Raw genomic sequence first — 20,136 nt, 5'->3', positions numbered from 1 at the left:
CGGGGACTGGGCCTCCACCCCGGGGGGGCCGCCCCGCCCGGCGGGCCCCCCCACCGGGGGCCCCCCCCCCCCCCCCGGGGGGGGGGGGGGGGGGGGGGGGGGCCCCCCCCCCCCCCCCCCCCCACCGCCCGCCTCCGTCACGGAAAACCCGCCGTAATCCGGGGAACCGTTTCGGCCCGATGACGCATGATGCTGCATATGACTGACGAACTACAGATCACAGGTGCCGTCATGACGACACGGGCCGCGGCGGGTGCCCCATGACAGGGCCCCCGGTCATCCGGCACGCGGTGCGCACGGACCTGGCGGACGTGGTCGCGCTGGCCGCCGAGCACGCCGCTTACGAGCGGGCCGCGCCGCCCGCGGCGGACCTGGAGGCGCGACTCGCCGACGCGCTGTCGGGGCCGCACCCGTCCCGGCTGCGCTGCCTGGTCGCCGAGCTGCCCGGCGGCGAACTCGCCGGGTACGCCACCTGCTCGACGGCCTTCGACACCTGGCAGGGCCGCGACTACCTGCAACTGGACTGCCTCTACCTGAGGGCCGAGCACCGCGGCCTCGGGCTGGGCGCGCTGCTCGTCGAGGCCGTCATCGCCGAAGGCAAGGCGCTGGGCGTGGCCGAGATGCAGTGGAACACGCCCGACTGGAACGCGGGCGCGATCCGCTTCTACGACCGGTTCGGCGCGACCCGCAAGGACAAGAAACGTTTCACGCTGGCGCTGGAACAGGGCGGCAGGGGCTGAGAGCAGGTGTCCGGCCCCCCAACCGGACACACTCCGCACCGGATCCGGGGCGCCGGGACGTCAGTTGGCGGCCCCGGCAGCGGTCAGGTACGCGTCCGCCTGGGCCGCCGTCATCAGCCATGCGTGGTAGTCCGCCGGGTCGGCATAGCCGTTGACGAAACGGTGTGCCACCGCCGGGTGTTCGGCGGCGGCCGCCAGCAGACGCTGCACGTGCTGCGGCGGCGGCTCCAGCATCAGGTTGGTGAACTCGGTGACCTGCCGGGCATGCTGCCAGTAGGTGTCGAAGGCCGTCTGCATCCACTCCGGGTCGAAGGGCCCGTCACCACGCTCCAGGATCGCGTCCAGGTAGACCGCCGCGCTCCGGGCCGCGTTGTTCGCACCCTGGCCCGTGACCGGGTCGTTGGTCACGACCGTGTCCGCCATCCCCAGCACATACGTGCCCGGCGCGACCTCGGCCACCGGGTGCCGGACGGTCGGCGTGATCGCGCCGTACAGCGTCGCGCCCGCGTCCGTCGGCCGGGCGTCCCTGCACAGTTCGTACTCCCCGGGCGCGTAGGTGCGCAGCAGTCCGAGCGCGCGGGTCACGCAGCCGTCCGGCGAGGGCTGGTCGAGCCAGCAGTCGAACGGCCCGCCCGGCAGCGCCTCGAACAGCACGATGCCGCACGGCCCGCCCGTCGTCAGCGCCGGCAGCACGAACACCTCGCCGGCCCCGGCCACCACGTTGGCCCGCGCCTGTGGCTCCGGGTGATCGGCCGGTGCCGCGATGCCGTGCACGTAGACGCAGGCCAGCGTGCGCTGCGGGCGGTCGAAGGGACAGTACAGCGGGTTGCGGGCGAAGAGCCGGGTGAGGTCGCCGCGGCCGGAGGCGACGATCGTCAGGTCGTGCCCGGCGGCCAGCTCGGGCAGCGAGCCGGGTGTGGCGCACGCGTACCGGACGCGGCCGCCCCTCGCCTCGTACAGGCCGAGCCAGCCGGCCATCTTCACCCGCTGGTCCACGGAGTGCGGCGGCTCGTCGAACCGTCCCGTGAACGTCAGCGCCGACTTGCCGGGCGGGTCCCACACCGTCAGCCGCAGCGCGCTCACGCCGGGGGCGGTGGCGTCCCACAGGTTCAGTCCGGCGTCCCGCTCCAGGTGCCGCGCCGGGCCGAACAGCAGCTGTGTCGACATCACCCGCCCCGCGCGTACCTCCTGGGCCGTACGGTCGGTGACCAACGTGACGTCGTACTCGGCGGCCGACAGCGCGAGGGCGAGATGCAGCCCCGCCTGCCCCGCACCGACGATGGCGATCCTGCGCATTGCGGCCTCCCCTGGGCCGATCCGGCCCGCCCCACATCGTCTTTTGTAGCGGCGGGGGTGTGCGGTGTACAGAGGGGCCCGGGACGCATGGGCGCGTGGCGCGTACTGCGGGCGCGGTATGCGGGGCGGCGTATGTACTGCCGGGGGAGGTGCGCGGGTTCGCACCGGCGTGCCGGTGGGCCGCCGCGCGGCGTACTTAGGATTCACCGTATGACTTTCCGATTCCGCGGACGGCGGCTGTACGCGACGGTGGCCGCGCTGGCCGTGCTCGCCGGGGGTGGCACGTGGGCGGCGGCCGCCGCGGACGGGCCGCCGCCCGTGCACCGCGAGGACCGGGTGTTCGGCATGCCGGAGAACTCCGGAGGCCCGGACGGCAGCGGTACGGCCGGCCAGGACGAGGTGCGCGTCGACACCTCCTTCTTCACCGCGGGCGGCACCGGCCCCCGCCCCGCCGTCCTCCTCGGACACGGCTTCGGCGGCAGCAAGGACGCCATGCGCGAGCAGGCCGAGCGGCTGGCGCGCGACGGGTACGCCGTACTGACCTGGTCGGCGCGCGGCTTCGGCAAGTCCACCGGGAAGATCGGTCTCAACGCCCCGGAGCGGGAGGTGGCCGACGTCCGCCGGCTGATCGACTGGCTGGCGAAGCGCCCCGAGGTGCGGCTCGACGGGGCGGGCGACCCGCGGGTCGGCGTGGCCGGCGGCTCGTACGGGGGCGCGGTCGCGCTGCTCGCGGCCGGGTACGACAAGCGGGTGGACGCCATCGCCCCGCAGATCACCTACTGGAACCTGGCCGACGCGCTCTTCCCCAACGGCGTCTTCAAGAAGCTGTGGGCCGGCATGTTCTTCTCGACCGGCTCGGCGGGCGCGGCCGGTGCGGACAGCCGCGTCGGCGGCAGCGACGGCGACAGCACCCGGGACAACGACGGCGGCAGCGGCGCCGGACCGGGCACCGGCGGCAGCGGGCGGTCCGCTCCCGGCGGCGAGTCCGCGGCGCGGGAGGCCGCCGAGTCCGCGGCCCGCGACGCCGCCGACGGCTGCGGCCGCTTCGAACGGCAACTGTGCGAGATGTACGAGCGGATCGCCGTCTCCGGCAAGCCCGACGACGCGGCCCGCGAACTCCTCGAAAAGCGCAGCCCCTCCGCCGTCGCCGACCGCATCAAGGTACCGACCCTGATCATGCAGGGCAGAACCGATTCGCTGTTCACGCTCGGCCAGGCCGACCAGATGCAGCGCGCGATCCGCAAGAACGGCGCACCCGTCTCCGTCGACTGGCTCGCCGGCGGCCACGACGGCGGCGACCGCGAGACCGGCCGCCTCCTGGACCGTACGAAAGCCTGGTTCGACCGCTACCTGAAGAACGACGAGGACACGGACACCGGACCCGCCTTCCGCGTCAGCCGCGGCGGGGCCGTGGACTCCACCAACGGCGCCGCCCGCCTGCGCGGCGCGAGCGGCGGCAGCTACCCCGGCCTGGACAACGACCCGCGCCCCGTCCGCCTGACCGGACGCGAGCAGCGCTTCAGCAACCCGGCGGGGGCGAGCCCGCCGTCCATCTCCACGGTGCCCGGCGTGGGCGCCCTCAACAGCCTCTCCAGCGTCGGCGCCGGACTCTCCCTCGATTCCCCGGGCCAGTTCGCCCACTTCGACTCGCCGCCGCTCGGCGACCCGCTGCGCGTCACCGGCGCGCCGACCGCCCGCGTACGGCTCCGCTCCACCAGCGGCGAAGCGGTCGTCTTCGCCAAGGTGTACGACATCGGGCCGAACGGCAGCAGCCGGCCGGTGCTGCCCGCCGGGCTCGCCGAGCCGTATCGCGTCACCGGCGCCGGGGACGGCAGGAGCGTCACACTGCGGATGCCCGCCATCGACCACGAGTTCGCCGCGGGCCACCGGCTGCGCCTGGTGCTCTCCTCGACGGACCTCGCGTACGCCTCGCCCGTCGAGCCCGCGATGTACACCGCCTCGCTCGAAGGCGGCGGCGTCCTGAGCGTGCCGACCGCGCCCGCCGTCAAGAGCGCCGCGGCCCCGCTGCCCGCCTGGACCTGGGCACTGCCCGCGGCGGGCGCGGTGATCGCCGTACTCCTGCTGCTCGTCGGCCGGCGGCGGTCCGCGGCCAGCGCCCCCGACCCGGACCTGGCGGACGTGCCGCTGCAGATCACCGGCCTGAGCAAGCGGTACGCCAAGTCCGCCGACCGGTACGCCGTACGGGACCTCTCCTTCCGCGTCGAGAAGGGCCAGGTGCTCGGCCTCCTCGGTCCGAACGGCGCGGGCAAGACCACCACCCTGCGCATGCTCATGGGCCTCATCGGGCCGGACGCCGGCGAGATCCGCGTCTTCGGGCACGCGATCCGGCCGGGCGCACCGGTGCTGTCGCGGGTCGGCGCGTTCGTCGAGGGCGCCGGCTTCCTCCCGCACCTGTCCGGGCGCGCCAACCTGGACCTGTACTGGCAGGCCACCGGCCGCCCGGCCGAGGACGCGCACATCGACGAGGCGCTGGAGATCGCCGGGCTGGGCGACGCGCTGCAGCGCGCCGTACGCACGTACTCGCAGGGCATGCGGCAGCGCCTCGCCATCGCGCAGGCCATGCTGGGCCTGCCGGACCTGCTCATCCTGGACGAGCCGACCAACGGACTCGACCCGCCGCAGATCCGCGAGATGCGGGACGTGATGATCCGGTACGCGGCCGGCGGCCGTACCGTGATCGTCTCCAGCCATCTGCTGGCCGAGGTCGAACAGACCTGTACGCATCTGGTCGTCATGGACCGCGGACAGCTCGTCCAGGCCGGCCCGGTCGCCGACATCGTCGGCTCCGGCGACACCCTGCTCGTCGGCGTGGCGGGCGGCGAGCCACCGTCCGACGTCCTCCTGGAGAAGGTCGCCGCGCTGCCCGGGGTGGCCTCGGCCGCGCGGGCCGACGAGGGCCTCCTCGTCACGCTCGACGGCACGACCAGCACCCCCGAGCTGCTGCCCGAACTGCTCAGGCTGGAAATTCCGGTGGCCCGCATCGGCCCCCACCGGCGCCTTGAGGACGCCTTCCTCACCATGATCGGAGGTGACCGGTGACCGCCGTCACCGATTCCGGCACCAGCGGCGGGCCCGCGCTCCCCGGCGGGCCCGCGGGCTCGTCCGTACCCGGCGCGCCGCACGCCCCCGGCTACCGCCCACACCGCACCCTCCCGCTGCGTGTCGAGGCGCTGCGCCAGCTCAGGCGGCGCCGCACCCTCGTCATCGCAGCGATCCTCGCGGTGCTCCCGTTCGTCCTGGTCGCGGCCTTCGCGATCGGCGGCGACCCGGGCGGGCGCAGCAACCGGGTGACCCTGATGGACACCGCGACCGCCTCCGGCGCCAACTTCACCGCGACCACCCTGTTCGTCTCCGCCGGCTTCCTGCTGGTCGTCCCGGTGGCGCTGTTCTGCGGCGACACGGTGGCTTCGGAGGCGAGCTGGTCCTCGCTGCGCTACCTGCTGGCGGCGCCGGTCCCGCGTACCCGGCTGCTGCTCAGCAAGCTCACCGTCGCGCTGGTCTTCAGCGCGGCGGCCATGGTGCTGCTGCCGCTGGTCGCCCTCGCCGTGGGCACGGCCGCGTACGGATGGGGGCCGCTCCAACTGCCCACCGGAGGCGCGCTGTCCGCGGGCGACGCGCTGCCGCGGCTCGGGCTTGCCGTCGCGTACGTCTTCGTCAGCCAGCTGGTCACGGCGGCGCTCGCCTTCTGGCTGTCCACGGTGACCGACGCGCCGCTGGGCGCGGTCGGCGGCGCGGTCGGCCTGACCATCGTCGGCAACGTGCTGGACCAGGTCACGGCCCTGGACCAGTGGCGCGACTTCCTCCCGGCCCACTGGCAGTTCGCCTGGGCCGACGCACTCCAGCCCCAGCTCGACGCCACGGGCATGATCCAGGGCGCGGCGGTCTCGGTGGCGTACGCGCTGGTGCTGTTCGCGCTGGCGTTCCGCGGGTTCGGGAAGAAGGACATCGTGTCCTAGAAGGTCGCCAGGAGACGGCGCCGTCGCGCTCGGGACGGGGGAGGGCCGGTTGCTCCGGGGGAGTGACGTGGCGCGGCGCGCTGCAACCATGCGGCGGTGCCGGTTGTCTCAGTCGGTACACACCGGCAATGCGCACATAGGACAGAAGTCGGAAGTCGAGGACATCTCATGCTCCGTCACGTTTCGCGCACCTCCGCCATCGCCACCGCGGCCGCCGTCGCTCTCGGCCTCACCCTGACCGCCACCGCGGTCGCCACACCGGTGACCGCCGCGTCGGAGGCCTCCGTACAGCAGCAGTCCGGGCCGTCCGTCCGTACCGACCCGAACAACCGTTACACCGCCGAGGAGATCCGCCGCTTCCTCACCTCCTTCTACGGGAAGCACGGCCCGAACGCCTGGCAGCGCGAGCACCAGGTCTCCGCCGAACTCAAGAAGAAGGCCGCCGAGACGCCCGACTACGACCTGCTGCTGTGCGCGCAGAACACGCCGCGCAACATCTCGGTCGGCAAGGTGACCACCGCGCAGTCCGCCCGGGTCGGCTGGGCGACCATCACCACGTACTGGAGTGGAAACCGCACGGAACACTTCACCGCCTACGTGGACCTGGACGCCACCCGGCCCATCGAACTGCTGGACGTCGCCTGCTCGGCGTGAGGCTCACGGGCAGGGCACGGCGCGGGCGGCGCGCTTGACGCACAGGCCGCTACTCCGCCGGGCCCTGCATGTGCTTGCTGATCCACTGGATCGTGCCCTCGTCCATGGCCTTCACGTACGTGTCGGCGCCGTGCATGCCGCCGGCCACCAGCTGCATTCGCGTCTTCACCGGCCCCCGGCCGTACTGCGCGATGAACTTCTTGACCTTCGGCACGATCGTCGATTCCTTGGAGCCGTCCTGGAAGCCGAGGTAGACCTCGGGTCCGCCCTTGGCGATCAGCCGCTTCGCCAGCACCTCGGGATTGTTCTCGCGCTGCTCCTTGGCGTGCCCCCGCCACAGCGGCGAGTCGGGCACGATGTCCGGCCCGCTCGGTATCGCGGCCTTGAAGGTCTCGGGGTGCTGGAGGACGTTCTTCAGCGCGGCGAACCCGCCGGAAGAGGAGCCCATGACCGCCCAGCCGTCCCGGCTCTTGAGCGTACGGAAGTTCTGCCGGACGAAGTCGGGGACGTCCTCGTTCAGCCAGGTGCCCATCTTCGGCTGGCCGGGGATGTCGCTGGCGTCGTAGTACTGCTTGGCGTTCGGGTTGAGCACCGGCATCACCACGATGAACGGCAGGCTCTTGCCCTCCTTGGACCACTGCGCGAGGTTCTCCTCCAGCTTGAGGTCGCCGCCGATCCAGTAGTTGACGGGGTAGCCCTCGGCGCCGGGCAGCGCCATCAGCACCGGGAAGCCCTTGTTCGCGTTCTGCTTCTCGTAGTACTCCGGCGGCGCCCAGACCCACACCTTTCCGGTGAACCCGGACTTGGGGCCGTGGTACGTGGCCACGCCGATCGGGGTGTCGCCGCCCGCGCCGCCGACCTTGCGCTGTTCCTTGAAGCTGACCGGGTTGGTGGGCATCCGGGCGAGCGAGCCCTTGCCCGGGTGCGTGGCGCCCTGCGAACCGGATCCGTTCGCGTCGCCGAAGCGCACCGGGGCGTCGCCGGAATCGCCCTTGCCGCAGCCGGCGGTGGCGGCGAGGGCGGCCAGCGTGGTCAGCACGACCACCGGGGTGAGGGCTTTGCGCACGGGTCCTTCTCCTTGTCGAGCGGGCCGGGAACCCCCGGCTGGCCAGCAAGAGGGAGCGACCGGGGCCGGGGTTTCCCCTTTCGGCTGTCGCATTGCCCGCACGCGGCGGCCGGTCCGGGCCCGCAGGGCTGTGACCAGTGCGGTTTACCCGCAACGGAAACCGGCTTTACCGTGATTTTCACGGTGAATCGCCCCGGAACCCGGAAGGGGACCGGAACCGGGTGGCGGAGACCGCGTACCGGCCGCGTGCGGGCCCCGGCCCGCGCACCCCCGGACGGTCCGCCGAACCCCTTCCCCTCGCCGCGTCCCCCATTCCTCCCGCCCCGCCCCCTCCCCCGCAACCCGTCCGCGAACCGGCGCCGATCATTCCGGTTCGGTGCTCCCGCATCCGTATTCTCTGGAGCATGACCTGGTCGCGAGCTCTCAAGGAGACCGCCCGCTCCGGGCTGACCATCGAGCGGGCCAAGCTCACCCCCTTCATCGCGATCCGCGGCTCGGTCGGCGTCGCGATCGTCATCGGGCTCTGCCTCTATCTCGGCAGCCCCGCCCTCGCCGTCTCGTCCGCCTTCGGCGCGTTCGCCGCCGGCATCGCCACCTTCCAGCGCAGCTGGCGCCCGCGCCCCGTCCTCGCGCTCGCCGTCGCGGGCGGCCTGTCGGTCTCCACCTTCCTCGGCTACCTCGCCGCCGCGCACATCGCCGGCTTCCTGGCCCTGCTGGCCGTGTGGACCTTCCTGGCAGGCATGGCCTGGTCGGTCGGGCCGGTGTCCGGGTTGGTCGGCACGCAGACCGTCTCGGTCATGCTCGTCACCGTGACGCTGCCGACCTCCGTCCTCGGCGCACTGGAGCACGCGGCCATCATCGCGTTCGGCGGACTCGTCCAGGCCGCCCTGATCGTGCTGTTCCCCGTACGGCCCTGGGGAGCGCAGCGCGACGCCCTCGCCGACGCGCTCGCCGCCGAGGCGGACTACGCGCGCCGGCTGCGGCACGACCCGGTCGCCCCCTTCGACCCGCAACCGCTGATGGACGCGCGCCTCGCCTCCGCCGTGACCCCGCGTCAGGCCAAGCGCAGGCCGGTACAGCTGCACGGCCCGCGGGCGCTCGCCGAGCAGGTCAGGCCGGTACTGGCGTCACTCGCCGACCCGGTCGTCGGCGTCCCGGTCGAAGGTCCCGAACGCGACCGGGCCCGCGAACTGCTCGGTGCGGCCGCCACCGTCCTGGACGCCGTCGCGACCGCCATCCGGCACGGCAAGCCCGTACGGCTGCCGCCCGAGGCCATGGCCACCCTCGAAATGCCGCAGGACGGCGACGGCCCGCGGCTGACCGGCGCCGCCCGCCGTTCCGCGCTGCGGCTGATCTCCCTGCTCGCCGACGCCGTCGAGTTCACCGACGAGCCCGTGCGGGCCACCCGGCCCACCACCGAGGAGGAGCGCGGGCACCTGCTGCGCCCCAGCGTGCCGAAGCTGGTGCCGGTGGCCCTGCGCGCGGTACGCCGCGAGCTCCGCTGGTCGTCCCACATCTTCCGGCACGCGCTACGCGTCAGCGCGGTCGCCTCGGCCGGCTACCTCCTCGGCCAGGCACTGCCCTTCGGACACGGCTACTGGGCGTCGCTGGCCTCGGTGATGGTGATGCGGCCCGACTTCGGGCAGACGTACTCGCGCGGCGTCGCGCGGTTCGCCGGCACCCTCGTCGGCGTCGCGGTGGGCGGCACGATCACGGGCCTCACCCACCCGAACCCGTACGTCAGCGCCGCGCTGGCCGTCGTCTGCGTCCTGGCGATGTACCTGCTGATGCGTACGGGGGTGTCGGTGACCTCGGCGTGTGTCGCCGCGTACGTCGTCTTCCTCCTCGGCGTCGCGGGCGCCGGCTGGGAACAGACCGTCCAGGAACGCGTCGTCCTCACCCTGATCGGCGGCCTGCTGGCCATGCTGTCCTACGCCCTCTTCCCCGCCTGGGAGACACCGCGCCTGCGCGAGCGGCTGGCCCAGTGGCTGGAGGCCAACGGGCGGTACTCGGTGGCCGTGTTCGACATCTACGCGCGGCCGGCCGAACGCCGCCCCCGGCAGGTCCGCGAAGCCCTGCTGGACGCCCGCGCGGCCCGCGCCGCCTGGGAGGAGAGCGAATCGCGCGCCGAGAAGGAGCCGGTGCGCCACCGCGGGCTGTCGCTGCGCGCGGCCGGGTCGGCGCAGTCGGCCCTGGCCACGATGGGCCGGGTGACGATGATCCTGGAAGCGCACCTTCCGGACCGGGAGGCGGAACCTTCGCGGGGCGCCCAGGCGTTCACGGAAGAGCTGCGCGGGTCCCTGGAGCGCGCGGTCGCGGCCGTACGGGAGCGGCGCGAGCTGGACTGGAGCACACTGCGCGGCGCATGGGAGGAGTGGGCGGCGCGGTCCGAGTCCCCCGGCGTCGCGCTGCGCGGCGCCGACCTGCTCCTCGACGCGCTCGACGACCTGGCCCAGGCACTGTCGCGCGGCCCCGGCGGCAGGAACAGGGCGGCACGTGAAGCCCGGGCCAAAGGCGCGGGGCCACCGCGTACACCCAGCGAGCCGAGCGCTGCGGACACGCCGGGAACGCGCTGAACCGTGCGGACCAGGAACCATTAGGCGTCGCCTGTAGTCTTGATAATTGCCCGCAAATGGCGCCATTGGCGAGCTTGACGAGCCAGACGAGCCTGACCTCCTCGCCCGGTTCCGCGAGCCACCAGTGCCACCCCGGGGCGCGATGTTCGAGGGCCCTGCGCACGGGGCCCTGTCGTCCAGTCGAGAGAGAGCAAGCGAACCTCCCATGGCGTCCAGCACTTCGTCCGGTACGTACGACATAGGCATCGACCTGGGAACCGCCAACACCCTGGTCTACTCACGCGGCAAGGGCGTCGTCCTGAACGAGCCGTCCGTGGTCGCGGTCAACGCGTCCGGCGAGGTGATCGCCGTGGGCTCGGAGGCCAAGCGCACCATCGGCCGCACACCGTCCGGCATCACCGCGATGCGCCCCCTCCAGGAAGGCGTGATCGCCGACTTCGACGCGGCCGAGCAGATGCTGCGCGCCCTGATGAAGAAGGCCCTGCCCACCCGCCGCTTCTCCCGGCCGCGCGTCGTCATCTGCGTACCCTCCGGGATCACGGGCGTCGAGCGGCGCGCCGTCATCGACTCGGCGCGCGGCGCCGGCGCCCGCGAGGTGCACCTGATCGAGGAGCCGATGGCGGCGGCGATCGGGGCCGGCCTGCCGGTCGCCGAGCCGGTCGGCTGCATGGTGGTGGACATCGGCGGCGGCACGACCGAGGTGGCCGTGGTCTCCATGGGCGGCATCGTCACCGCCCAGTCCGTACGGGTCGCGGGCGACGCGCTGGACGCGGCGATCATGTCGTACGTCAAGAAGAAGCACTCGCTGGCGATCGGCGAGCGCACCGCCGAGGACATCAAGATCGCCATCGGCTCCGCGGCCTGGACCCCGGTCGACGTCGACGAGGAGGGCGAGCCCGATCGCCGCACCACCTACACCGTCCGCGGCCGCGACCACGTGAGCGGACTGCCCCGCATCCAGGAGATCACCGAAGAGGAGATCCGCTCGGCGCTCGCCGAACCGGTCGACGCGATCGTCCGGGCCGTGCACCGCACCCTCGACGAGTGCCCGCCCGAGCTCTCCGGGGACATCATCGAGCGCGGCATCGCCCTCACCGGCGGTGGCGCACTGCTGCGTGGCCTCAGCCAGCGGCTGCGCCAGGAAATGGGCGTACCGGTGGTCGTCGCCGACGACCCGCTGGACTGCGTGGTCAACGGCACGGGCCGGTGCGTCGACGAATTCGCCTCGCTACAGGGCCTTTTGACCGGCGCGATGGAACAGCCGCGAAAGGCCGTACGGCTCTGATCGCGGCGGGGTGAACGGGCGAGGGACGCGGCCGTACGGGTACGGACCGCTCCCGCCGTCCCCCAGGGGCCGGGCGGCTCCCCGCCCGCACAGCCCACAGGGCGGCTTCCCGCCCGAGAGGCGCCGGATACGCCGACGCGCGGTAGCCTCCGCGACGGGTGAAGACGCCGGCGCCGACCGTGCGCCTCCTTCGCGGCCGGCTCAGGACTCGGTCGCGGAAACCTGCGCCGCCCGGCGGGAGACAAAGCTCTCCAGCCCGTCGAAGATGCGCTCCAGGCCGAATTCCAGCGCCTGGTCGCGCGCGTCGCCGGTCGCCGAGGACGCGACGGCGGCGGCGAGTGCCGGATAGCGCTCGGAACGGCCGACGAGAAGTTCGTTCAACGCCGCGCTCATCACCTGCTCGGGCCCCTTCGCCCGCGCACTGCCCACTCCCATGGACACCGCGACCTGGGCAAGAGTCCGGACATGTCCGTTCACCAGGACCACCGCGTCCAGTTGTTCGGCCCCGTCCAGACCGGTGTCCGCGAGCGCGGCGAGGGCGCTCTCCGTCCAGCCGAGTTCGTTGGGGCCCATGAACCGGGGGCCCACCGTCGCCGTCAGCAGCCAGGGGTGCCGGTGAAGGACCGCCGACAACCGCTCGGCCCACTCGCGCAGTGCGGCCCGCCACCCCGCGTCGGCGCGCAGCGCGGGCGGCTCGCCCATCGCAGTGTCGATCATGAGGGCGACCAGCCCGTTCGTCACGCGGTGCCAGGAGGGCGGCCGCCAGGCCGGTGAATTCCTGGCACCGCCGACCCAGGAGGCGATCGACGCACGCAACGGCCTGCTGAACGATCCGCAGGCACTGGGCGGCGATGCTCCGGCAGGGCGAGGACATGTCGGCAGACATCGAGCTGCCCGAATACTGAAATCACGGGGGTGAGAGTGGACACTCTCACCGCATTGATCCGGCCCGTTCTCGCCGGACCGCTCCGGTCCGCCCCCCCCCATCGCCTTGGCCTCGTCCGTCGCCCCGCAGCGCTCCGGCCGACCCCTCCGGAAGCCCCCGATCCAGGCTTGGTTAAAGAGTGGTGACCTGACGTCAGTCCTTGATCAAAGGCGGTTATGCTACTTCCGGCCCAGTGTATGAAGGTAGTTACCGCAGGTGACCTCTGTGGCGGTGCCGTACGGGGAGCTGGGGCCCGCTAGACGTCCTTGATCTATCGATGTTTTGAGGGTTTTAGGGTGCAGATGGTTCCGGAAGGATCGTCGCCCGGGGGGCCGCGTCCCGGCTCGGTTCTCGCGTGGATACTGCCCGCCGCGGCGACCGCCGTGGCCGCGGCCGTCGCCGCGGCGATGGTCCCCGCGCAGGCGAGTACGCCGGTGGTGTGGATCGGTTCGGTCGCCACCATGGCGGTCGCGCTGGTCACCGCCGAGGTCACCCGCCGCGGCCGGGCGCTCGCCGCGTTGCGGGCGCAGGCGGACGCGCAGCAGGCCGCGCTGGCCCGGCAGGAGGCCGAGACCGTCCGACTGGCCGAGGAGCTGCTGCCGGAGGTGGTGGCCCGGCTCGGGCGGGGCGAGTTCCCCGAGGACGTGCACGAGGCGATCACCGAGCAGGTATTGCGGCAGGCGCGTGCGGCGGGGCTGACGCCGGAGTTCACGGCGGCGCACCAGGCCGTGTTGCGTTCCGTTCTCGACGCCGTCGTCGCCGAGGAGGATCTGCGCGAGTCCGCGCAGCGCGCGTTCGTGAACATCGCCCGCCGCGTGCAGGCGATCGTCCACCAACAGGCGCAAGAACTGCGGGACATGGAGGACCGGCACGGTCAGTCCCCCGAGGTCTTCGGTGATCTGCTGCGGCTGGACCACGGTACGGCCCTGATCGGCCGCCTCGCCGACTCCATCGCCGTGCTCGGTGGCGCGCGTCCGGGCCGTCAGTGGAGCCGTGCGGTTCCGCTGTTCAGCGTGTTGCGTGGTGCGATGTCGCGGATCATCGACTACCAGCGCGTCGAGTTGCACTCCGTGTCGGAGGTCGCGGTCGTCGGCACCGCCGTCGAGCCGCTGATCCACGCCCTCGCCGAACTGCTCGACAACGCCACCCGCTACTCCCCGCCGCAGACCCGTGTGCACCTGACCGCCGTGGAGGTGCAGTCCGGTATCGCCGTGGAGATCGAGGACGGCGGCGTCAGCATGAGCGAGGAGGCCCGCAAGCGGGCCGAGCGGATGCTTCAGCAGGCGCAGCAGGGCATCGACGTCAACGACCTGGGGGAGACTCCGCGGCTGGGCCTCGCGGTGGTCGGCCGGCTGGCGCAGGCGTACAACTTCCAGGTGTCGCTGCGGCCTTCGGCGTATGGCGGCGTGCGGGCGGTGCTGATCGTTCCGCAGGAACTGATCACGACCGCGGCGGCGACCGGCCGTGCGCACGGCATCGGCGCGTCCTCGGGTCCGCGTACGGCCCGTACGGAGCGCCGGAGCGTGGCCGCGGCCCCGGCGGCGACCGGTCCCCGGCACGCCGCGGCGCCCCCGGCCGTATCGCCGGCCCCGCCCGCCCCGTCCATACCCGCGGCCTCCGTGGCTCCCGCCGCGTCCGTGCCGCCGCAGCTCCGGGACGAGTTCCGGGAGGAGACCCAGGATGACCTCCCTCTCGTGACCGAGCGGACTCCCAACGGGCTGCCGCAGCGCCGCCGCAAGTCCCGCGCCACCGCGCCCGTACCGCCGGCGGCTTCCGCGGCACCCGCGGCCCCCGCCACCACCTCCCCGGCCGCCGGGCCGGCCGATGCCGCGCCGGTGCAGCCCGGCATGTGGCTCGCCGCGTTCCAAAGCGGCCTGTCCGGCGAAAGCCAGTCGAGTCAGCAGGGCCAGCAGGAACAGTCGGGTCAGCAGGGACAGTCGAGCCAGTCGGGGTGGTCGAACCAGTCGAGCCGGCAGGCGCAGTCCGCCGACCGGCCCGGCCGGCCGGAGCGCAACGCCGACTGGGACGGCCGGCCGGGCACCGCGGCCGGTACGGGGACGTCAGTCAGTGCCGCAAGTGCAGCCAGTGAGAAGAGTGACGAGCCGTCGGAAAAGAGTGAGTAGCCATGATTCAGCACCGGCCCAACATGGACTGGATGCTCAAGGACCTCGCGGAGAGCGTTCCGCAGACCCGTCACGTGGTCGTGCTGTCCTCGGACGGCCTGCGCATGGCCCAGTACGGAACGGACACCGATACCGCCGACCGGCTGGCGGCGGCGTGCGCGGGCCTGCAGAGCCTGGCGGGCGCGGTGTCCGCCGAGTTCCCGCACAGCGACGGCCGGATGCGCATGGTCGTGATCGAACTGGACGGTGGCTTCTTCTACTTGATGGCGGCGGGCGCCGGCGCTTACCTGGCCGTCCTGGCCGATGAGGGCGTGGACGCCGGGCTGATAGGCCAGCGGATGCGGGACCTGGTGGCCCGCATCGGCGAGCACCTCAGCAGCCCGCCACGCCACGACGGACAGGACGCATGAGCGGGCGGGGCGCACGGACCGGCAGGCAGCACGGACCACACGGGGGCACGGTGGGGCGAAGCGGGGCTCCGGCATGAGCGGAGCGGACCAGGACTGGGAGGACCAGAGCCCCGAGCGGCTCTATGTGATCACCGGCGGGCGCAGTGGCTCGTCCGGGCACACCGCCTCCCTCGACCTGGTCACGCTGATCGTGGCGAAATCCGGACCGAGGCCGGGAATGCAGCCGGAGCAGGCGTCGATCGTACGGCTGTGCCATTCCCCGCTGTCCGTGGCGGAACTCTCCGCCTACATGCAGTTGCCGGTCAGCGTGGTCACCGTCCTGCTCGGTGACCTGCTGGCCGACGGGCGGGTGGTGGCGCGCGCGCCCGTACCGCCGGCCCAACTTCCCGACCGTTCCCTTATTGAGGCGGTGATCCATGGACTTCAAAAGCTCTGAGACGCTCGTCGAGCACCCCGCCCAGGGGCCGCGGAGCGAGGACGAACTGCCCGAGACGGCCGCCGCCGCGGTCAAGGTGGTGATCGTGGGCGGTTTCGGGGTCGGCAAGACGACCCTGGTGGGGGCGGTGAGCGAGATCCGGCCGCTGACCACCGAGGAGACGATGACGCAGGCCGGTGTCGGCGTGGACGACACCGTCGGCGTCGAGCGCAAGACCTCGACGACCGTGGCGATGGACTTCGGGCGCATCAGCCTCAACGACGAACTGGTGCTGTACCTGTTCGGTACGCCGGGCCAGCAGCGTTTCTGGTTCCTGTGGAACGGGCTGTTCGACGGCGCGCTGGGCGCGGTGGTCCTCATCGACACCCGCCGCCTGGAGGTCAGCTTCGACGTCATCGGACGCCTGGAGGAGCGCGGGGTCCCCTTCGTCGTCGCGATCAACTCCTTCCCCGACGCTCCCGTCCACCCGATCGAGGAGATCAGGGGCGCCCTGGACCTGCCGCCGGAGGTGCCGATCGTCGACTGCGACGCCCGGCTGCGTACCTCCAGCCGCGACGTCCTGATGACGTTGATGCGGTACTTGCACTCCCTCGCGGTGCACTGACCGACCGCCCAACGGCTCCCCTCCGCTTTCCGGGGGCCGCCCCGCCCTCCGGGGCCCGTCCCGCGCCATGGTGCCCGTCCCGGCCGCCCGGGGTAGGGCTGGCCCCACCCCGGTGGTGTCACTGACCGTCCTTTGAAAGGGGTGCGGACCGGCTCGTTGCCGCCGCACCCCGCCCGTAGCGTCCGAACAGGCAAAAGACGGGCAAGAAGGCCGGAGGACGCAGGGATGATCAGGCTTCGACCGCGGGGACGCGGCACGGCGGCGGTGGCGGACGGAACGGCGCCGGACACCGCGGTGTCCGGCGGCACGGCGGTCCGGGACACCGACCCCGGCGCCGCGTTGACCCTGGAGTCGGTCACCCGGAGCTACCGCCGGGGCGCCGGGACCGTGGCCGCGCTGGACGACGTCAGCGTCACGGTCCGACGCGGCTCCTTCCTGGCCGTCATGGGCCGCTCCGGCTCCGGCAAGACGACCTTCCTCCAGTGCGCCGCCGGGCTGGACCGGCCGACGTCGGGGACGGTACGGATCGACGGCACCGATCTGTCCCGGCTCGGCGAGGCCGCGCTGACCCGGCTCAGACGCGAGCGCGTCGGTTTTGTCTTCCAGGCGCTCAACCTGGTGCCGTCGCTCTCGGTCGTGGAGAACGCGACGCTGCCGCTGCTGCTGGGCGGTGAAGCACCGGGCAGTACGGACGTACGGCAGCGCGCGCTGCGCGTCCTGGACGCGGTGGGGCTGGCGGACCGGGCCGACGATTCCCCGCTGCTGCTCTCCGGCGGGCAGCAGCAGCGTGTGGCCATCGCCCGCGCGCTGGTCACCGACCCCGCGGTGATCTTCGCGGACGAGCCGACCGGCGCCCTCGACCCGGTCACCGCCGCCGGCGTACTGGCTCTGCTGCGCGACGCGGTGGACCGCGCGGGCCACACGGTCGTGATGGTCACCCACGACCCGGTGGCCGCTTCCTGGACGGACCGGGCGCTGTTCATCGACGCGGGCCGGATCGTCAGCCTGCTGGACCGGCCGGATCCCGACAGCGTGACGCGGGCGATGGCGCAGCTGGGGAAGTGGTGAGCTCCGTGGCGCAGCACAGCAGCAGTACGCGCGGCCCGGAGCCCGCGCAGGCTGCCGCCCCGAGATCGCTCGGGGGCCCCGGCGGCCCCACAGAAAACGGAACATCACCCTCTGATACGCGGGACGGCCCGGCGCGTACCCGCCGTGCCGCCCGGTTCCTCGCCGCCCGCTCGCTGAAGCTGCACCGCAAGGCGTGGGCCGCGGTGTTCGCGGTGCTGGTGCTCACCTCGCTGGTGCTCGGCGGCTTCGTGCTCGCCACGCTGTCCGCGGTGGCCGGGCACGCCCGGGTGGAGCGCTACGCGGGCGCCGCCGCGGTCGTCACCGGCGACCAGACCACGCGCCACACGGCGCGGCCCTGGGGCAGCGAGCCCGGGACGCTGTCGGCGGACCTGACGGAACGGGTGCGGGTGCCGCGCTCGGCGCTGGCCAGGATCGCCGCCGTCCCGGGCGTACGGGCCGCGATCGCGGACGACGCCTTCCCGGTCGCGATCGCGGCGCGCAGCACCGCCACTGCTCTCGGCACCACCACCGCTTCCGGTACCGCTACTGTCCCTGGCACCGCCTCCACCCCTCCCGCCTCCGTTCCTCCCGCCTCCGTCTCCGGCCCCGACGGCTCGCCGGTGTACGGCCATTCCTGGCAGGCCGCCGCCCTCGCTCCGTTCACGCTGCGCGCTGGACGCGCTCCCGGCGGCCCCGGGCAGGTGGTCCTGGACGGTTTCCTGGCCGATCGCGCGGGCGTGGGCGTGGGCGACGAGATCACGCTGCAATCGCTCGGCGCCCCCGCCACGTACCGGGTCTCGGGCATCGCGGCCCCCGAGAGGCAGGGCGACCGCACCGGCCTGGGCCACCAGGGCGCCGTCTTCTTCACCGACCAGCGCGAGCGGCAGTTGGCAGGCCACCCTGAAACCACCGACGCCGTCGGCGTGCTCGCCGCGCCCGGAGTGAGCGTCGAGCGGATCCACGCCGGGGTGCGCGAAGCGCTGGACCGCCCCGAGCCGGCCCGCAGCGCCACCGCCGGCCAGCGCGACAAGGAGGACAACCCCGGACTTCGCGTGCTGACCGGCGACGACCGCGGCGAGCCGGAGTTCCTCACAGCCGCCCCCAGCCGCTGGGGCATGCTCCAACTGCTGGCGTCGGTCTGCGCGCTGGTCGTGATGATCGCCGTACTGGTGGTCGCCGGCACGATCGCCCAGGCGGTGCACCAGCGCACCCGCGAGCTGGCGCTGCTGCGCGCGGTCGGCGCCACGCCACGGCAACTGCGCGCGGCGGTCAGCCGGGAGGTCCGTACGGTCGCCATGGCCGCCGCCGCGCTCGGCGCGCTCGGCGCGGTGCCGGTGTACGGGTTGCTGCTCGGCCTGCTGCGCAGCCGCGACGCCGTACCGCCCGGCCTCGAACTGCCCACGCCCTGGTGGCTGTACGCGACGCCCCTGGCCACCGCAGGCCTGACCGTACTGATGGCGTGGCTCACCGGCGCGCTGGCCTGCCGGCGTACGGCGCGGGTGCGTCCCGCCCAGGCGATGGGAGAGGCGCAGCGCGAGCCGGAGCAGCCCGGCCGCGGCCGGACCGTCACCGGCCTGGTGCTGATGTTCGCGGGCGTGTCGGCGGCCGGCACGGCGGTGCTCCAGTCCGGCGAGACGGCCGCCATGGCCGCCAGCAGCGCGACGGTCACCCTGGTGATCGGCTGCGCGCTGCTCGGCCCCTGGATCGCGCGCGGCGCCCTACGGGTGCTCGGCGTGCCCGCGCGGCGCCTGGGCGGCGCGGGCGGCTACCTGGCCGCGGCGGCGGCGCGGGCCGACTCGCGCCGGCTGGGCGCCGCGATCACCCCGATCGTGCTGATGGTGGCCTTCGTCGCGGTCCAGCTGTCGGCGGGCGCGACCATGGACCGGCACGGCGGCCGGCAGGGCGTGGACGCGGTGCGCGCGGACCTGGCGGTCACCACCGACGGGCCGGGCATCACGGAGGAGACGGTGCGCGGGATCCGGCGGGTGCCCGGGGTGGCGGCGTCGACGGGGGTGCTGCACAGCACGGTCGTGCTGTTGCGCGAGCAGCTCGGCGACACCCGGCTGGAGCGGCTGCCGGTCCTGGCGGCCGACCCCGCGGCGCTGCCGCGCGTACTGGATCCGGGCGTGACCGAGGGCGATACGGCGAAGCTGGGCCGTGGCACGGTCGCGGTGGGCCAGGACCGGGCGCGGGCGCTGGGGCTCGGCATCGGGTCCGTCGTCACGCTGCGGTACGGCGACGGCGCGGCCGTACCGCTGCGGGTGGCCGCGATCTACGAACGCTCGGCGGCGCTCGGCGACTTCCTGCTCGCCTCCGACGAACTGGCGCCCCACATGGCCGCGCCCCTGTATACCCGCGCCCTGCTGAGCCTCGGTTCCGGAACGGGCACAGGCGTTGATCCGGAGCGGGTACGGGAAGAGGTGCGGCGGGTATTGGCCGGCTCCGCGGTCGGCGCGCGCGTCGTGCCGGACCCGGCGGGCGAGCAACTGCGACCCGAGGACCAGGGCATCGGCCAGGTGATCACCGTGGTCGCGGTGAGCGTGATCGGCGGCTTCACGGCCATCGCCGTACTCAGCACCCTCACCCTCGTCATGATCGGCCGCCGCCGGGAGGTCCTGCTGCTCCGCCTGGTGGGCGCGGGGCGGCGCCAGGTCCGGCGGATGCTGCGGATCGAGGCGGCCGTCGTGGCGCTGGCGGGCCTGGTGGTCGGCACGGTGGTCGCGGCGATCCCGCTGACCGCCCTGAGCCTGTCCCTGACCGGCGGACTGCCGTACCTGCCGCTCGGCCAGGCGGGGCTGGTCGTGGCGGCGGTGGCGGTGACGGTCACGGCGGGGACCTTGCTGCCGCTGGAATTCGCCCTGCGGACGCGGAATCCGGCGGTCGCCGCGCGAAGGTGAGACGGCGGCGACGAGGGGAGGGGGCCGGCGGGTCCCGGTTTCGGCCGGGCCCGCCGGCCCCCTCCGCGCTGCGCCGAGG

15 protein-coding genes are annotated in these 20,136 nt (G+C 73.5%); 12 read left to right on the top strand and 3 right to left on the bottom strand.

From position 1 onward, the window contains the following. Nucleotides 1–260: 260 nt before the first annotated feature. Nucleotides 261–740, top strand: a complete 480-nt coding sequence (locus ACH4K4_RS09595) for a GNAT family N-acetyltransferase (RefSeq protein ID WP_398166018.1) — start codon at nt 261–263, stop codon at nt 738–740. Nucleotides 741–800: 60 nt separating this feature from the next. Here the strand turns inward: ACH4K4_RS09595 and ACH4K4_RS09590 are convergent, their stop codons facing one another. Next, on the bottom strand, nt 801–2,036 hold the full coding sequence (locus tag ACH4K4_RS09590; RefSeq protein ID WP_398166017.1) for a styrene monooxygenase/indole monooxygenase family protein: 1,236 nt from the start codon (nt 2,034–2,036) through the stop codon (nt 801–803). 210 nt (nt 2,037–2,246) lie between these two features. On the opposite strand from ACH4K4_RS09590, the gene ACH4K4_RS09585 reads away from it, so the two are divergent. From ACH4K4_RS09585 to ACH4K4_RS09575, 3 genes are all read left to right on the top strand, one after another. Next, on the top strand, nt 2,247–5,096 hold the full coding sequence (locus ACH4K4_RS09585; RefSeq protein WP_398166015.1) for an alpha/beta fold hydrolase: 2,850 nt from the start codon (nt 2,247–2,249) through the stop codon (nt 5,094–5,096). A gap of 116 nt (nt 5,097–5,212) precedes the next feature. Further along, on the top strand, nt 5,213–6,013 hold the full coding sequence (locus ACH4K4_RS09580; RefSeq protein WP_398166320.1) for an ABC transporter permease: 801 nt from the start codon (nt 5,213–5,215) through the stop codon (nt 6,011–6,013). 168 nt (nt 6,014–6,181) lie between these two features. Beyond that, nucleotides 6,182–6,667, top strand: a complete 486-nt coding sequence (locus ACH4K4_RS09575; protein ID WP_398166014.1) for a hypothetical protein — start codon at nt 6,182–6,184, stop codon at nt 6,665–6,667. Nucleotides 6,668–6,716: 49 nt separating this feature from the next. Here the strand turns inward: ACH4K4_RS09575 and ACH4K4_RS09570 are convergent, their stop codons facing one another. After that, nucleotides 6,717–7,733: an alpha/beta hydrolase gene (locus ACH4K4_RS09570; protein ID WP_398166013.1), complete on the bottom strand. Its 1,017-nt coding sequence runs from the start codon at nt 7,731–7,733 to the stop codon at nt 6,717–6,719. Between the two features lie 404 nt (nt 7,734–8,137). Here ACH4K4_RS09570 and ACH4K4_RS09565 point away from each other — a divergent pair, with 404 nt between their 5' ends. Together ACH4K4_RS09565 and ACH4K4_RS09560 are read left to right on the top strand one after the other, a co-directional pair. After that, on the top strand, nt 8,138–10,309 hold the full coding sequence (locus ACH4K4_RS09565) for an FUSC family protein (protein WP_398166011.1): 2,172 nt from the start codon (nt 8,138–8,140) through the stop codon (nt 10,307–10,309). A gap of 205 nt (nt 10,310–10,514) precedes the next feature. Continuing rightward, nucleotides 10,515–11,594: a rod shape-determining protein gene (locus ACH4K4_RS09560; RefSeq protein ID WP_398166009.1), complete on the top strand. Its 1,080-nt coding sequence runs from the start codon at nt 10,515–10,517 to the stop codon at nt 11,592–11,594. Between the two features lie 201 nt (nt 11,595–11,795). Here ACH4K4_RS09560 and ACH4K4_RS09555 read toward each other — a convergent pair whose 3' ends face one another. Next, entirely contained in the window at nt 11,796–12,410 is a 615-nt protein-coding gene (locus ACH4K4_RS09555; protein WP_398166007.1) for a TetR/AcrR family transcriptional regulator C-terminal domain-containing protein, read from the bottom strand. A gap of 411 nt (nt 12,411–12,821) precedes the next feature. On the opposite strand from ACH4K4_RS09555, the gene ACH4K4_RS09550 reads away from it, so the two are divergent. The 6 genes from ACH4K4_RS09550 to ACH4K4_RS09525 all read left to right on the top strand — a co-directional run bounded on the left by ACH4K4_RS09550 (nt 12,822) and on the right by ACH4K4_RS09525 (nt 20,057). After that, complete coding sequence (locus tag ACH4K4_RS09550; RefSeq protein ID WP_398166006.1) at nt 12,822–14,642, top strand: sensor histidine kinase; 1,821 nt, start codon at nt 12,822–12,824, stop codon at nt 14,640–14,642. A 2-nt stretch (nt 14,643–14,644) separates the two neighbouring features. After that, the gene (locus ACH4K4_RS09545) at nt 14,645–15,052 is read left to right on the top strand and encodes a roadblock/LC7 domain-containing protein (protein ID WP_360122739.1); all 408 of its coding nucleotides are present in this window, start codon (nt 14,645–14,647) and stop codon (nt 15,050–15,052) included. A gap of 73 nt (nt 15,053–15,125) precedes the next feature. Next, nucleotides 15,126–15,488 carry a DUF742 domain-containing protein gene (locus ACH4K4_RS09540; protein WP_398166004.1) on the top strand — a complete coding sequence of 121 codons (363 nt, stop codon included), beginning with the start codon at nt 15,126–15,128 and terminating at the stop codon, nt 15,486–15,488. Next, a complete protein-coding gene (locus ACH4K4_RS09535) occupies nt 15,469–16,092 on the top strand; it encodes a GTP-binding protein (protein WP_398166002.1) in 624 nt (207 codons plus the stop codon). The genes ACH4K4_RS09540 and ACH4K4_RS09535 overlap by 20 nt, the downstream gene beginning before the upstream one ends. A gap of 228 nt (nt 16,093–16,320) precedes the next feature. Beyond that, on the top strand, nt 16,321–17,160 hold the full coding sequence (locus tag ACH4K4_RS09530) for an ABC transporter ATP-binding protein (RefSeq protein ID WP_398166318.1): 840 nt from the start codon (nt 16,321–16,323) through the stop codon (nt 17,158–17,160). 5 nt (nt 17,161–17,165) lie between these two features. Beyond that, nucleotides 17,166–20,057 carry an FtsX-like permease family protein gene (locus tag ACH4K4_RS09525; protein WP_398166000.1) on the top strand — a complete coding sequence of 964 codons (2,892 nt, stop codon included), beginning with the start codon at nt 17,166–17,168 and terminating at the stop codon, nt 20,055–20,057. Nucleotides 20,058–20,136: the final 79 nt, after the last annotated feature.

Origin of the sequence: Streptomyces sp. NPDC017529, assembly GCF_044329785.1 — a bacterium.
GTDB lineage: Bacteria > Actinomycetota > Actinomycetes > Streptomycetales > Streptomycetaceae > Streptomyces.
Note: the sequence above shows the minus strand (reverse complement) of the source record. Positions and strands in the feature narration are given on the sequence as shown.